At 48.6% G+C, this 14509-nt stretch carries 12 protein-coding genes; 8 read left to right on the top strand and 4 right to left on the bottom strand.

The annotated features are described in order from the left end of the window. Window positions 1-155 precede the first annotated feature (155 nt). Together FBF61_RS34655 and FBF61_RS15270 are read left to right on the top strand one after the other, a co-directional pair. On the top strand, window positions 156-293 hold the full coding sequence (locus FBF61_RS34655; RefSeq protein WP_166444541.1) for a hypothetical protein: 138 nt from the start codon (window positions 156-158) through the stop codon (window positions 291-293). A 127-nt stretch (window positions 294-420) separates the two neighbouring features. Beyond that, window positions 421-615 carry a hypothetical protein gene (locus tag FBF61_RS15270; protein WP_138478664.1) on the top strand — a complete coding sequence of 65 codons (195 nt, stop codon included), beginning with the start codon at window positions 421-423 and terminating at the stop codon, window positions 613-615. Here FBF61_RS15270 and FBF61_RS15265 read toward each other — a convergent pair. From FBF61_RS15265 to FBF61_RS15255, 3 genes are all read right to left on the bottom strand, one after another. Then, window positions 604-1410 (bottom strand): helix-turn-helix domain-containing protein, encoded by an 807-nt coding sequence (locus tag FBF61_RS15265; RefSeq protein ID WP_138478662.1) that lies wholly within the window; start codon window positions 1408-1410, stop codon window positions 604-606. The genes FBF61_RS15270 and FBF61_RS15265 overlap by 12 nt on opposite strands. Window positions 1411-1565: 155 nt before the next feature. Further along, complete coding sequence (locus FBF61_RS15260; protein WP_138478660.1) at window positions 1566-2588, bottom strand: SDR family NAD(P)-dependent oxidoreductase; 1023 nt, start codon at window positions 2586-2588, stop codon at window positions 1566-1568. 140 nt (window positions 2589-2728) lie between these two features. Beyond that, window positions 2729-3817, bottom strand: coding sequence for a Gfo/Idh/MocA family protein (locus FBF61_RS15255; protein ID WP_138478658.1), 1089 nt, complete (start codon window positions 3815-3817; stop codon window positions 2729-2731). A gap of 194 nt (window positions 3818-4011) precedes the next feature. On the opposite strand from FBF61_RS15255, the gene FBF61_RS15250 reads away from it, so the two are divergent. Both FBF61_RS15250 and FBF61_RS15245 read left to right on the top strand, forming a co-directional pair. Continuing rightward, a complete protein-coding gene (locus FBF61_RS15250; RefSeq protein ID WP_138478656.1) occupies window positions 4012-5358 on the top strand; it encodes a sulfatase family protein in 1347 nt (448 codons plus the stop codon). A gap of 41 nt (window positions 5359-5399) precedes the next feature. Beyond that, window positions 5400-6365 carry an amidohydrolase family protein gene (locus FBF61_RS15245; RefSeq protein ID WP_138478654.1) on the top strand — a complete coding sequence of 322 codons (966 nt, stop codon included), beginning with the start codon at window positions 5400-5402 and terminating at the stop codon, window positions 6363-6365. A gap of 285 nt (window positions 6366-6650) precedes the next feature. Here the strand turns inward: FBF61_RS15245 and FBF61_RS15240 are convergent, their stop codons facing one another. Further along, entirely contained in the window at window positions 6651-7685 is a 1035-nt protein-coding gene (locus FBF61_RS15240; protein WP_229215063.1) for a Fic family protein, read from the bottom strand. 420 nt (window positions 7686-8105) lie between these two features. On the opposite strand from FBF61_RS15240, the gene FBF61_RS15235 reads away from it, so the two are divergent. The 4 genes from FBF61_RS15235 (at window position 8106) to FBF61_RS15220 (ending at window position 14504) form a co-directional block, all read left to right on the top strand. Further along, the gene (locus tag FBF61_RS15235) at window positions 8106-9227 is read left to right on the top strand and encodes a Gfo/Idh/MocA family protein (RefSeq protein WP_138478652.1); all 1122 of its coding nucleotides are present in this window, start codon (window positions 8106-8108) and stop codon (window positions 9225-9227) included. Window positions 9228-9253: 26 nt separating this feature from the next. Continuing rightward, window positions 9254-10159 carry a sugar phosphate isomerase/epimerase family protein gene (locus FBF61_RS15230; RefSeq protein ID WP_138478650.1) on the top strand — a complete coding sequence of 302 codons (906 nt, stop codon included), beginning with the start codon at window positions 9254-9256 and terminating at the stop codon, window positions 10157-10159. A gap of 23 nt (window positions 10160-10182) precedes the next feature. Then, window positions 10183-10938, top strand: coding sequence for a 3-keto-disaccharide hydrolase (locus tag FBF61_RS15225; RefSeq protein WP_138478648.1), 756 nt, complete (start codon window positions 10183-10185; stop codon window positions 10936-10938). Between the two features lie 311 nt (window positions 10939-11249). Next, the gene (locus FBF61_RS15220; RefSeq protein ID WP_138478646.1) at window positions 11250-14504 is read left to right on the top strand and encodes a SusC/RagA family TonB-linked outer membrane protein; all 3255 of its coding nucleotides are present in this window, start codon (window positions 11250-11252) and stop codon (window positions 14502-14504) included. Window positions 14505-14509 lie beyond the last annotated feature (5 nt).

Below are 14509 nucleotides of genomic sequence, written 5' to 3'. Positions count from 1 at the left end.
AGATTTAATGCTGCTTTGCGACGGACAAATACAGGTTTTGAAACATAACAAAGGTCGCGGGTGGCTTGCCGTTGCTATTATACAATTGCGAAAATACGTTATATCATGATGGTCTTGTCAAGCGCCGGAACGAAACCTTTTAGCTAATTTTATTTATGCAAAACACTGGTAAACTGCCCGACCCATTTACACAGAACGACGAACTGCCGATCCGGATCGTTTCACCAGGCTTTGGTCAGCTGGCGCCTGAGATCGCCGGTCAATATGAGCTGAACCATCGCAAACCATACTAGTTTTTTCTTTTTTTATGTTAAATGGCTGCACCCGGCATGGTGTAGACCTCGAAGAGTTCAATGTCGAAAACAATAAATTGTTGTTCGTAACGCCCCACCGGGTGCACCAACAATTCGTGCGCTGGGCATGGGTCTTGCGCAGGGAGAAGACATCATTGCTATTGCCGGCACCAAGCAGGTCAAATATCTTGAAGAAAACATCGCATCTGAAAATGTGAAAATTTCTGCCGAAGACCTGCGAAGCATGGAAGCGGCTATGCCCGTTGGAACCGTTTCTGGCAACCGCTACCCTGAAAAGTTCATGAGTGCATCAGGCCGGTAACTGGGTAGGCGCGACTCCGTACTTCTTTTTGAAGGCAAAAGAAAAATGGGAAAGATCTTCAAAACCCACTTCCAGATATACGTCAGTGGGTCTTTTATTTTTCTCCGCCAATTGGTAGTATGCCAGTTCCAGCCTTTTTTCCGTAAGCCATTTCTGAGGTGTGGCATTAAAGGATTTCCTGAAATCCCTGTTGAATGTCGACAAGCTGCGGCCTGTTAAATAACCCAATTTTTCCATAGGCATATTGAACATAAAGTTGCGCTGCATAAAATCAATGAGATCAATTTTACCCGGATCGTCAAAGTTAGCCAGCACGCTGTCAACCGTTTTGTCGATCTCCCTCAGGATTGTGATCGCTTCCGTAATTTTAAGTGACGCGATACTTTCCGGGAATTCACCTCTCAGGTTAAAGTAGGGTATCAGGGAAGTCAGGCAACTTTCCAGCAAAGGATGATTGGAAAAGCTGAATATTTTCTGCTCTGATGTAATTGTCTTCTTAACCTCTATTTTTTCATAAAACCGTTTTAACCGTTCCGCCGCCAGATGCATGACCACCGTTTTGTGGGGTTGCCCGTTTTTCGGATAGTTAACAATCGTAGCAAGCTGGTTCCTCGGGATCAGGAATATGTCACCCGCCTTAAAATAGTAGGTAGCATCTGCCTGTATGATCTTGGTTTCACCCGAAATAAACCAGATGAGCATGTGGTCGTCAAACATCAGGTCCGATTTAAACAGTTTGTCGTCGTAGCTGGAAAGCTTGATTTCCTTTGTCAGGTACTTTGAAATGTGGTCCATATTTTAGGTAATAAAATGCGGGCTTTTGCATCGCTAACAGCCCGCTGGCTGACATCTCTGTCGCTTTGACACAGCCTCTTTTCGCTTATCCAAAAATAGTAATCTCAGCCGGCTTTGAAACTGACGATCATGATAAAACGACTATTTGAGCGAGTTTACGACTGCACAGCTGTTGCTTCGGAGCCAAACTTAATACCTGTAACTTCTTCACTCCACTCCCACAATCTCTTGGCATTCATCTTATCCAGCGAATAAGGTTTTACGCCGTGCTGACTTTCGGCCCCGGCATTGTCCAGGCTTAGCACCGCCACATCTGCATCTTCACAATATACCCCGCCGATCGCATCAAGCGCCGGACTGGTTGCACACCAAACCGTCGTGGCCGCGCCCTGGGGAACTGTTTTTAAAGATGCCGCCACCTCCGGAAGCAGGTTACCCTCCGAATCCAGAAAGCCCATTTGCTGAAATAACTCCAGTGAGGCCTCCCTGCCTAATTCGGTGCCGTTTATAGAGCCGGGATGCAATGCGTACGCTCTTACGTTCGACCGACTGCCAAAATGGTCCAGTTCAAGGGCGAATAAATTGCTGGCGGTTTTAGATTGCCCGTAAGCTTGCAGTGTCTGATACTCGCGGTGAAGGAAATTAGGATCCTCAAAATTGAACGGGGCCATCTGGTGGCCGAGTGAAGATACATTCACAACCCTGGCTCCATTTGCGATTTTGAGTGCCGGCCATAGCCTGGCAGTAAGATGAAACTGTCCCAGATAGTTTGTAGCCAGCTGCGATTCGATACCCCGGCCGTCGCGGCGCAGCGGTACCCACATGATGCCTGCATTGTTGATCAGCAGGTGAAGCGGCCGGCCCGTGGCCAAAAACGTTTCGGCAAATGCATCTATGGAAGCCGGGTCCATCAAATCAATCTCTCCCAATTCGACATTCGGGATACCTTCAAGATTTTTGCGGGCCTTTTCCGCATCCCGCGCGGGAACGATCACAGTAGCGCCTGCTGCAGCCAGAACCCTGGTGGTTTCCAAACCGATACCGGTATTGCCACCTGTTACTATTGCAATTTTTCCTGAAAGGTCAATACCTTTGATTACATCACTTGCCGTGGATGTCGCGTCGAAGCCTGAACCGATTGGCTGTTGTAAAGCTCCCTGATAATTGTTTTGTCCCATGTCATTTTATATTTAAATGTGATAGGACAAAATTACCTCGTCATCAGGGAGCTCATTGTGTTCAGAATGTCAATTTACTTTGTTTAAAATGTCAGGCACAATACGTTGAAACTTCGCGACTCCGCCTGTTTCCCTACGGCTCAGATCCTGACACTTTTGCCGGAAGCCACCGATTTATAAATGGCCTCCACCACACGGATATCACGCAAACCTTCTTCCCCGGGAGCAATCAGGTCAGTATTGTTCATGACCGCCAGGCAATCCTCGTCCATTTGCTTGGCCTGCTGGCTTTTGAGCGGGAAATTGATGATCGTTCCGTCCGACATACTTCCTTTGTTGCCATTGTATCCCGACTGCGGTTCGAGTTTGAGCCAGCCTTTTTCATAGTTGACCTGCAGGTAATTCATATTGATACCGAAACTCGTCTGGCAGGCAGCGCGTGCACCGCTGGGAAATTCCAGCATAAACATCATCGTTTCTTCCACTTCCTTGTAAATCTCCGGCCGCGTGGTCGACGCCTGCGCGATAACGCTGACCGGCTCTTCACCAGTCGCGAGTCTGGCGCCCTGCAATGCATACACGCCCATATCTCCCATAACGCCTCCGCCAAGCGCTTTTTTCTGTTTCCAATGATCGGTCCGGGCATCAAAATAGCCCGCCGCGCTGCTCACCATCTTAACTTTTCCGAACTTTTGTTCTTTAGCTACTTTCATATAAGCCTGGATATTCGGATCATGCTGGCACCGGTAGCCGATCGCCAGTTTTACTTTGCTGCTTTTGCAGGCACTGATCATCGCCTCGCAGTCAGCCACGGAGGGAGCCATCGGTTTTTCACAGAAAACGTGCTTACCCGCTTTGGCTGCACGCACCACAAATTCCCTGTGCATGGAAGGTGGCAGGACCACATACACGATGTCGATATCCGGATTGTTGGCAATCTGATCGAAATTCTGGTAGTTATAGATGTTTTTATCGGGAATGTTGTATTTGGCTTTCCAGGTTTCGGCTTTGGCCGGGGTACCCGTCACGATTCCGGCGAGATAGCACTTTTCGGTCAGTTGAAGAGCCGGGGCCAGCAGATCGGTGCTGTAATAGCCCAACCCCACGAGCGCAATGCCCAGCTTGTCCTTTTTGGGGCCTGTGGAGGCCAAAAGCGGATGTCCGGAAAACAACGTGGCTGCGCCAGCCAGCGACAATGTGGATAAAAAATCACGTCTTTCGAGCTGCATAAGATATCTGGTTAAAGCTTTTGTAAAAATCGGGCAAGAGACCTTTTCACAAAAGACGCAATAAAAAGCCAGTTAATGATTACAGTAGATTTTTTTCGCGGTGCAAAGAGTCTTAAACAGAAATTACCGGTAAGCTCCAAAAACTAGCTGGCTTTTTTATGTGTAAACTTGCGAGTCGATAGCGCCTGAATAACATGAATAGATTGATCATTTTCAGTTTTCTCCTGGCCTTGGCGGTGACCGGAAACCCAGCCGCCGCACAGCGCCCCAATGTTATTTTTTTACTGACCGATGACCACCGGGCCGACGCTCTGGGTGTTGCCGGAAACCCCTATATCAAAACTCCTCATCTGGACCGGATGGCGAGACAAGGGATACGTTTTAAGAATGCCTATGTCACTACATCCATCTGCTCGGTAAGCAGGGCCAGTATTTTAAGCGGACAGTATCTCTCACGCCATAAAATCGATGATTTTGTCAAAAATTTCACCCCGGAAGGGCTGTCCGACACCTATCCTATGCTCCTGAAAGCCAGTGGTTACAAAATCGGGTTTATCGGGAAATATGGTGTGGGGAACAACCCGCCCGCGCATGAATTTGACTTCTGGGCCTGCAACAAGGAAGGACAGCCGCCCTACGAATACGAAAGACCGGACGGTAGCAAAATCCACCACACCGACAGTCTGGCGCATGGAATCAACCAGTTTCTACAAAAATTCGGCGGCCAGTCGCCTTTCTGCCTTTCAGTGAGTTTTAAGGCACCGCATGAACTCGACGGAAACCCTCCCACCTACCCTGTTCAGGAACGTTACAAGAATTTATACAAAGACATCACCGTTCCACAACCGGAAACAGCCGATCCGTCGTACTGGAATGCTTTCCCGGATTTTTTCCGTACCGACCAGAACATTGGCCGTGACCGGTGGAAACCGCTGCTCTCCACACCGGAACTGCACCAGCAAACGGTCAGAGATTACTATCGCCTTATTACAGGTGTTGATGAAGTTGTCGGAAAGCTCCGCAAGCAGCTCGAAAGCCTGGGGATTGCCGACAATACAGTTATCATTTTTATGGGCGACAATGGTTTTGCATTGGGCGAACACGGGCTGGAAGGGAAATGGTTTGGCTTTGAAGAATCCATTCGTGTCCCCATGATTATTTACGATCCGCGACGTAAAAAGGGCTCGGTTGAAGAACGAATTGCCCTGAACATTGACATTGCGCCAACGATCCTGAACCTGGCGGGATTAAAGGTACCCCGGCAAATGCAGGGTGTAGATTTATTGACAAAAAAGCCAGCGGGCCGAAATGAGTTCTTTTACGAGCATACCTTTCTGGGAAGTCCCAGATTACCAAAGGTCGAAGGTGTTGTCAAAAAGGACATCAAATACATGAAATTCACCGAACACAATTATGAACAGCTTTACGACCTGAAAAAAGATCCGCTGGAAAAACAGAATCTGGCGTCAGATTCCAGGTATGCCAAACAACTCATGGACTTGCGGGAAGAATATCTGATTCTTAAAGAGCAAGTCAAGTAAACGATGACAAACAGCCGTTTTAGCCATAAAACATTCCACGCATGAACCGGAGAAAATTTCTTGCCGTATCTGCGGGAGCTTCCCTCGCAGCCGGACTTCAGGCTGCGGGCGCAGCACAAAACCCAGCCATACCAATTATCGACACCCACATACACCTGTTCGATACCAACCGGCCCCAGGGCATACCATGGCCCGACAAAAATGATCAGGTCCTCTACAAACCTGCACTTCCGGAACGTTACCGCAAGATCGCAGGAAAACTTGGCGTCACCGGCGCAATTGTGGTGGAAGCCAGCCCGTGGCTCGAAGACAACCAGTGGGTCCTTGACATTGCCGAGAAGGATAAAATTATTGTGGGGATAATAGGTAATCTGGAACCGGGCAAGCCGGATTTCAGCAAACATCTCGAACGGTTTCAGAAAAACCCTCTTTTTCGCGGTATCCGCTGCGGAAACCTTTGGGGAAATGATATTGCCGGTCAAGCGGGTAATCTCAGGTTTGTATCGGACCTTAAAGCCCTGGCCGGGGCCGGGCTGGTGCTGGACACAGCAAATCCAAACCCCGCATTGCTCGCTGCAATCGTGAAGCTGACAGACCAGGTATCCGATTTAAAGGTGGTGATAGATCATTTGCCCCAGATGACGCTCCCCACAGATCAAGCTATACGGAAGACATATGAAGCTGATCTGCGGGAACTCGGCCAAAGGCCCAAAGTGTATATCAAGATCTCCGAGGTCCTGCGCCGGGTGAACGGACAGGTCCCCACCAACCTGGATTTCTATCGTGGGCGCCTGGATGAGCTTTACGCGACCTTTGGCCAGGACAGGTTGTTATACGGCAGCGACTGGCCGAACAGTGACAAATGGCTTCCTTTTGAAGACGGACTGAGACTGGTTCATGCATACTTTATGGAAAAAGGCCACACAGCTGCCGAAAAGTACTTCTGGAAGAATTCAGTTACTGCATATTCCTGGCAAAAACGGTACCCCTCACAGCCGTCGCTTTAACATTGCTTCTGGCAGTAGCTTCGACCTCGCTGTGCGACTATAGCCAGCATGACGGGGACTTTTGGATGTTTTCCTGCAGCAGGCGATGACAGGTATTTATAATTTCCATGGGCAGGCACCTTTCTACATCCTCTGTGACGACGTGAACAGTGTAGTCATAATGAAACCTGGCCTTTTTGATACCATCTGTCTCCCAATGCCAGACATGCAGAGTGGTCATTAGGGCCCCTCCATGTGGGACTTAAACAACCACCGGAACGGAATAATACTCCACACCTCGGCACATTATGATGATCGGAACAGATCGAGATAGTCCTTAAAAACATATAACTTATTACGCTGTCCGCCGGAAACTTCCTGCAGGATCTCCAATTTTTCTAAGTCTGCCAACAGTTTATAGTTGGTAGCCTTAGACTTTCCCGTGATCGTTTCAATTCTGGATGCATCGATGAGGGGTTGCGCATACAAATACTCGATCACCCTTTTTGCCTCGCCGCTGCGACTGCCAAAAGACTGGATTTTGATTTCGAGGTTTCGTTGCAACTGCAGGATTCCATCAAAAGTTTTGACACCGATTTTCGATATCTCGATTATTCCGACCAAAAAGAATTTCAGCCATTGGTTAATATCATTATGGGTCCGGGCTCTCATTAAATTATCATAATATAAGGTCCTGTTTCGCTCAAAATAGTCCGACAGATAAAGTATGGGCTGCTTCAGTATTCCCCGGTTAACAAGATAAAGCGTAATGAGCAATCTGCCGACCCTGCCGTTGCCATCCAAAAATGGATGTATCGTTTCAAACTGATAATGGATCAAGCCCACTTTGAGCAAGTCCGGTAAGGGGTTTAGCTCATCGTTGGCAAATTTTTCAATATCAGACATCAGGTCGGCAATGGACGTGTGTACCGGCGGCACAAACACTGCGTCGTTCACACTTGCTCCACCGATCCAGTTTTGGCTAGTACGATACTCTCCCGGCTGCTTATGCCTGCCTCTGACACCTCTCAGTAAAATTTTATGAGTTTGCCGTATAAGCCGGGATGAAAATGGAAGCGTATGCAATTGTTTGACAGCGTCGTTCATTGCACTGATGTAATTTTGTACCTCTTCCCAGTCATCACGTTTTTCCATCGAAATTTCTTCCTTGTCCAAAAAGGCTTCTTCCATATTAGTCTCCGTGCCTTCTATTTTGGAAGATTGGGTCGCTTCCTTGGCGATGTGCATACGGATGTAAAGATCGATGTGGACATATTCAGAATACATATCCAGCCTGCCAAGATACCTGTCCGCTTTGCTCAGCAGGCTGAGTAGCTGCATATCATCTATTTGCCAGTCACGATTTATGTTTTCTGGCTGAAGCTTTTATAGTATCCCTGGTTTACGTATTTGCCGGCTTCAAAACGCTTCATAGAAAATCGGATGTTAAGATTTAAGGTTAGAAATGACAAAAAATCTAAACTTAAATTTTTGTTAGTTTAGATTTTACCTGTAAATCTAAACTTAAATATTTGTTAGTTTAGTTTTTACATGAAAATCTAAACTTAAATCTTTCTAAGTTTAGATTTTGTTCTTAATCTAAACCAGCTGCGGCCTTGGTAATTGAAGTTGATCTTCTTAGTAAACAATAAGTAAATTTTATATCAAAAAAGTTTAATTTTTTGATATAAAAGTACTAGATATACAACATTAAATAGGTAAACTTTGTGCTCTCCGGAATAAACCTGACCCCATAGACGCATGGATATTTCTCCCAGCCCAGATCTCGATTATCTCCCACGACTGCCCCGGGACAAAAGCATAGGAATCGGTTGCATCGGTTCGGGATTCATCATGGCCGACTGCCACCTTGTTGCTTACAGGAATGCAGGCTTTAACCCCGTTGCTATTGCCTCGCGCAACCGCGCAAACAGCCAGGCAGTGGCGGATCGCCATGGGATCAAAACGGTGTACGATACCTATCAGGAACTCCTGCAAGATCCGAAAGTGGACATTGTAGACGTAGCCGTGCCCCCGCAGCTTCTGCTCCAAGTTGTAAAAGAGGCTGTCAAACATGCAGGCCACATTAAGGGTATTCTGGCACAAAAACCATTGGGGATCAACTTTGCAGAGGCACAGGAAATCGTGAGGCTTTGCGAAGAAGCCGGTATCGCATTGGGCGTCAACCAGAATATGCGGTATGATCAGTCGATCCGGGCCTGCAAGGATATTTTAAATAAAGGTTATCTCGGCAAACCCGTATTTGCGTCCATCGATATGCGCGCCATTCCTCATTGGATGCCCTGGCAAAAGGAGCTCGGCTGGGCCACACTCCGCACCATGAGCATTCACCACCTGGATACATTCCGCTTTCTTTTCGGCGACCCGCAACGTGTGTATGCCAGTGTTGCACAGGATCCCAGAAATGCGGCTACGTTTGAACATGAAGACGGGATCGCGCTTTACATTCTTGAGTATGAAAACGGCTTCCGCGCTTCTGCCTGGGATGACGTCTGGACAGGCCCGGCCCGGGAAGGTGCCGAAAGCGATATTTACATCAATTGGCGGGTGGAAGGTACCGAGGGAATGGCCACAGGAAACATCGGCTGGCCCAGCTACCCGCTCCCGGTACCCAGCACCCTCGATTTCACCACGACCCGACATGCCGGCTGGCAAAGGCCTCGCTGGAAGGAAGTGTGGTTCCCTGATGCCTTTGCAGGACCCATGGCGCAGCTTATGTGCGCCGTTGAAGAGAACCGCGAGCCCGAGATCAGCGGGAAAGACAACCTTAAAACCATGGCGCTGGTCGAGGCCTGCTACCGCTCATTCAGGGAGCACAGGGCCATTGCAATAGACGAAGTACTGGCTGGTCAGAGCGCCTGATCCATTAATCACTAACTTTCATTACTATGATTCAGGTTGGAATATTTACAGGATATTTTCCTTACGGATTAGAAGAAACAGCAGAGCGCATTCGTGAACTAGGTTTCAATACGGTACAGTTGGACGTCACTTTTAAAGATATGGATCTTTCAACAGAGAATATCAGCCAGGACAAGTGCCGGAAGATAAGGGACACGTTCCGAAAACATAACCTGCCTGTCTGCTGTATTTCGGGCTATACCAACCTTGTCCACCCCGATCCGGTAAAAAGGAAGGCAAACCTTGCCCACCTGAAACAGATCATCCGTTTTGCCGGCGACCTGGGCTCCCCCTACGTGATCAGTGAAACGGGCACTTTCGACCCTGACAGCGATTGGGTATACCATCCGAAAAATAAAACGGAGGAAGGATACTCGGAGTGCCGCGATGTTATCCGGGATATTGTTGGGTTTGCGCGCGAGCATGGTGTGACATTCCTGGTTGAAACCTATGTAAATAATGTGATCGGATCGGTGGAGGAAACCCTGCAGCTTTTTGCAGATATTCATTCACCCAACCTGGGATTGTTAATGGACCCTACCAATTATTTCGAAGAGCACAATATCGGCCAGATGGACAAAACGCTTGGTCAGATATTCAATGCATTGTCCGACAAGATCAAAATCGCCCACGCAAAAGATGTAAAACTGGCGGATAGTCACCAGGGGATCCAGTTTGCCGATATCGACGCGGATGAGGCCCACGCCCTGCGGGGCGTAGGCATGATCGAGCTGCCAGCTCCCGGGCTGGGCACACTCAATTATCACCTTTATTTGGACCGTCTGGGCAGGGATCATCCGAATATCCCCATCATTATCGAACATCTGGCCGAAAGCGACGTCCCTCGTGCCAAGTCATTTATAGACAGCAAACTCCTTTCAACCGGCCGATAATTTCCCATTTAAATATCACTAAAATGAAGAAAATATGCTTTTACATCGGATTGACCGCCCTCGGCTTCACCGCTTCCGCACAGGATACTCAGAAGGATTATTCTAAACCGGAAGCCACCGAGGTATGGGGCCCGACGCCTAAAATCGTAGCGTCAGGGAAAGAATATGGTGCCCCTCCCTCGGACGCCATCGTACTTTTCAACGGTAAAGATCAGGCGAACTGGGTGTCGGCCAAAGACGGGGCAGCCAGTCAGTGGGAGTTGCAAAACGGCTTTCTGGTCACCAAAAAGGGAGCCGGTAATATCCAGACCAAACAGAAATTCGGCGATTGTCAGCTGCATATCGAATTCATGATGTATCCGGGCTCAGATCCCGGCCACCTCAATGAAGGCAACAGTGGCGTATACCTTCAGGAACGCTATGAGGTGCAGATATATGATTCCCATCAGGACGCTTCCAAAATATACGTCAACGGCCAGTGCGGAAGCCTTTACAAGCAGGCAATTCCGCTCGTAAACTCCACCAACAAACGGGGCGAGTGGAATGTGTACGATATTTATTATACCGCTCCGAAATTCAGGTACAATGGTACGGTTGAAAAACCTGCATATGTCACTGTCGTCCAGAACGGTGTTCTGATCATCAACCATTTTGAAATACAGGGGACCATCCAGCACGCAGGTATCCCCCGCTATGAACCGCACGGTAAGGCATCGGTGATGTTACAGGAGCACGGTGCCAAAGTAGGTTTCAGAAATATCTGGATCAGAGAACTATAGGAAATATGTAACCTAATGTAAATATTCATATTCGATAAAAAAGTATCAATAATCGCCTAAAACTTATTGGAATAATTACATCAATAGATACATCTTTGTAGTACCTGAAATGCAAGAAAGTTTATGGTCCAATTCCATTCACACACGAAACGGAGTTCCTTTTGCCCTTGCGCCGATCTTGTTAGATCTGCATTGTATTAGCTTTTGTATGACTTTACGATAATGACTAGCGGTTTCATGAAACCGCTAGCCCGACACCTTTTTGCCCACTACTACGATTCCTGAACCTTTAACCAACTTATCAATCACCAATGAAAAAGAAAAAGGATTGTGTCCCGAAAGGTGCTGCTCCCAAGTGGCCTGCCTTTCTATTTTTGGTCTGTCTGCTTCTGTTTGCCGGTACCAGCGGATACGCCGCATCCGTTAAAGACAATGCAATCACGGATGACGTATATATAGCCTCGTCATTAAGTCCGGATTTTGAGAACGCCCGCGAAAAAAAAGCAGGCGCGCCGTCCGAAGGGCAGTCACAAGTAATTTTGGATAAAAATATCAAAGGAAAAGTTACCGGAGAAAATGGAGAAACGCTACCGGGCGTGAGCGTCGTCATCAAAGGCACTCAAAGAGGGACCATCACCAACAATGATGGAAATTATGACATGCAAATACCTGATGGAGAGACCATACTAATATTTTCATTCATCGGGTATACAACCAAGGAGGTGTCTGTACCCGCAGCTTCCGGTAGCATGGATGTAGTATTGGCGGTAGACAATAAGTCGCTGGAAGAAGTCGTCGTGGTAGGATATGGTTCTTCCAAAAAAGAAACCCTTTCAGGATCCATCACCACGGTCAAAGGAACTGAAATCCTGCAATCGCCGGCTGTGAACGTCAGCAACAGTCTTGCAGGCAGGATGGCCGGTGTCACAGCTGTCACGAGGAGCGGAGAGCCCGGACGCGATGGTACGACGATCAGGGTCAGAGGGATCAATACCCTGGGCGACAACAGTGCGCTCATTGTTGTGGATGGAGTGCCCGGACGTTCGCTGGACCGTATCGATCCCTACAGCATTGAATCCATAACGGTCCTCAAAGACGCTTCTGCCGCGATATATGGTTCACAGGCGGCCAACGGTGTTATCCTGATCACAACAAAAAGAGGGGCTTCCGGCAAGCCGCAGGTGTCACTCAGTCTCAACCAGGGCATCCAGCAACCCACACGGCTTCCGTCTATGACCAATGCTGCGGAATATGCCACGGCGCTCAACGAGGTGGATTCTTACCGCGGCAGGCCGGGCAGATTCAGTGACGAGGCCATTCAGAAATTTGCCGACGGTTCGGACCCGTGGCGTTACCCGAATACCGATTGGTTTGACGTTGTGTTCCGTAAATGGTCGCCTCAGACCATCGCCAATATGAATGTCTCCGGAGGCGGCGAATCTGTGAAGTATTTTGTGTCGGTTGGAGCCAAAAACCAGGGCGCTATGTATAACAACAGTGCTACGAAATTCAACCAGTACGATTTCAGGACTAACCTGGACGCGCAGGTCAGCAAACATATCAAGCTTGGTTTTGACATGGCAGCCCGCATGGAAGACAGGCACCGGGCGGCAACCCGCAACCGGGACGATTCGGCTACCGACCTGTTCTGGATGCTGATGCTGAGCAAACCGACTTCCCACGGTTTCTGGCCGAACGGAATGCCCGGGCCGGACCTGGCCTATGGTATGAACCCGGTTGTAATTGCAACGGATGCCGGTGGATATGACAGGGAGAAAAACTATGTGGTAAACAGCAATTTCAGGATCAATGTGACCATTCCAGGTGTGGAGGGCCTTTCTTTTACAGGAAATGCGAGTCTCGACAAAACGATTACGGCCCGCAAGCGGTTCCAGAAACCCTGGTACCTGTATTCGTGGGACGGCCAGACTGTTGATCAAAATGAGATACCTGTATTGTCCAGAAACAAAATGGGCCAGCCCGACGCAGCATTGTTCGAGACGATGGGCGATGTGCAGAACATCCTGCTGAACGGTTTTTTCAACTATGAGAAAACAATAGGACTTTCCCATAATATCAAGTTCCTGGCCGGGATGGAAAACCGGAGAGGCAACGGGGCATCGTTTGGAGCTTACAGGAGATATTTCGCGTCTGCCGCACTGGATATCATGAATGTGGGCGGGGGCGATGCGAAAGACAACCAGGGAACTGCCAACCACAATGCGCGTCTGAATTATTTCGGACGCGTCAATTACAACTTTAAGGAGAAGTATCTGGCTGAATTTGTGTGGCGAGTGGACGGGTCTTACATTTTCCCCGAAACAAAACGGTACGGCTTCTTTCCCGGACTATCAGTCGGATGGAGGCTTTCAGAAGAAGAATTCTGGAAAACCAGCCTCAGCGGTATTACCACTGCTAAACTAAGGGCTTCTGTCGGCAAAACCGGCAATGACCGCATCGCCGAATGGCAATACCTGACCTCCTACGGTATTACTGCTCAAAGTTATATTTTCGACAAGACACAAGAGCAGATCACGCTGGCCGAATCGCGGATCCCTAACCCGAATGTAACCTGGGAGGTGGCCAATCAATCGAATCTGGGCATCGACCTCAGCTTTCTGAAAGGCAAACTGTATACGACGCTCGACGTATTCCAGTATAAACGTTCACAAATGCTATGGCAGCGGAATGCGTCGGTGCCCGCCAGTACGGGCCTTACTCTGCCGAGGGAGAATATCGGAAAAATGACCAACAGAGGTTTCGATTTCGAAGCGGGTTACGACGATAAGATCGGGGACGTGAATTACAGAATTTCGGTCAACGGGGGTTATGCCAAGAACAAAATCACTTTCTGGGACGAAGCCCCGGGTGCGCCTGAATACCAGCGGTCGACCGGCCGGCCGGCTCCTTCCGACCCCAACAACCCTAACAACGACCTTTACTACGAAGCCACCGGCGTTTACAAAAACCAGACGGAAATCGATAATTCCATACACTGGCCGAATGCAAGACCGGGGGATATCATTTTTAAAGACGTGAATGAAGACGGCGTCATCAATGCCAACGACCGCGTGAGAAACAAAAAAGGGGATATCCCCACGTTCCAGGCAGGTTTGGGACTTAACGTTAACTACAAAGGATTCGACCTCTCCTTCCTGTTCCAGGGTGCAGCAGGCGCAGTGCGGTTCCTTTCCTTTGAAAGCACAGGCGACTTTGGAAATTACCTGAAAGAAGACCACGACGGTCGCTGGACGCCGGAAAACACCAATGCTGAAAAACCACGGGCGTCCAACCGTCTCGACGAATACTGGCGCGCCAACCGCAATACCTTTTATCTCCGGAAAACCGATTACGTAAGGCTTAAAAACCTGGAACTGGGATATACGCTGCCTCCGAAATTCACGCAAAAACTAGGCATGCAGAATCTGCGGATTTACGTCAACGGGAGCAATCTGCTCACATACAGCCCCGATCTGACCGATTTTGATCCGGAAGACAACCATGTAAATGGTTACGCCTATCCGTTGCAGAGAGTTGTCAATGGTGGAATATTAGTCACTTTTTAAAAATA

The sequence above is a fragment of the Dyadobacter bucti genome, assembly GCF_005869225.1.
GTDB lineage: Bacteria > Bacteroidota > Bacteroidia > Cytophagales > Spirosomataceae > Dyadobacter > Dyadobacter bucti.
Note: the sequence above shows the minus strand (reverse complement) of the source record. Positions and strands in the feature narration are given on the sequence as shown.

Excerpts from the sequence above, each read along its gene's own strand:
- FBF61_RS34655 (WP_166444541.1), top strand. The coding sequence starts at position 156 with ATGCAAAACACTGGTAAACTGCCCGACCCATTTACACAGAACGACGAA.
- FBF61_RS15270 (WP_138478664.1), top strand. The coding sequence starts at position 421 with ATGGGTCTTGCGCAGGGAGAAGACATCATTGCTATTGCCGGCACCAAG.
- FBF61_RS15265 (WP_138478662.1), bottom strand. The coding sequence starts at position 1,410 with ATGGACCACATTTCAAAGTACCTGACAAAGGAAATCAAGCTTTCCAGC.
- FBF61_RS15260 (WP_138478660.1), bottom strand. The coding sequence starts at position 2,588 with ATGGGACAAAACAATTATCAGGGAGCTTTACAACAGCCAATCGGTTCA.
- FBF61_RS15255 (WP_138478658.1), bottom strand. The coding sequence starts at position 3,817 with ATGCAGCTCGAAAGACGTGATTTTTTATCCACATTGTCGCTGGCTGGC.
- FBF61_RS15250 (WP_138478656.1), top strand. The coding sequence starts at position 4,012 with ATGAATAGATTGATCATTTTCAGTTTTCTCCTGGCCTTGGCGGTGACC.
- FBF61_RS15245 (WP_138478654.1), top strand. The coding sequence starts at position 5,400 with ATGAACCGGAGAAAATTTCTTGCCGTATCTGCGGGAGCTTCCCTCGCA.
- FBF61_RS15240 (WP_229215063.1), bottom strand. The coding sequence starts at position 7,685 with ATGCAGCTACTCAGCCTGCTGAGCAAAGCGGACAGGTATCTTGGCAGG.
- FBF61_RS15235 (WP_138478652.1), top strand. The coding sequence starts at position 8,106 with ATGGATATTTCTCCCAGCCCAGATCTCGATTATCTCCCACGACTGCCC.
- FBF61_RS15230 (WP_138478650.1), top strand. The coding sequence starts at position 9,254 with ATGATTCAGGTTGGAATATTTACAGGATATTTTCCTTACGGATTAGAA.
- FBF61_RS15225 (WP_138478648.1), top strand. The coding sequence starts at position 10,183 with ATGAAGAAAATATGCTTTTACATCGGATTGACCGCCCTCGGCTTCACC.
- FBF61_RS15220 (WP_138478646.1), top strand. The coding sequence starts at position 11,250 with ATGAAAAAGAAAAAGGATTGTGTCCCGAAAGGTGCTGCTCCCAAGTGG.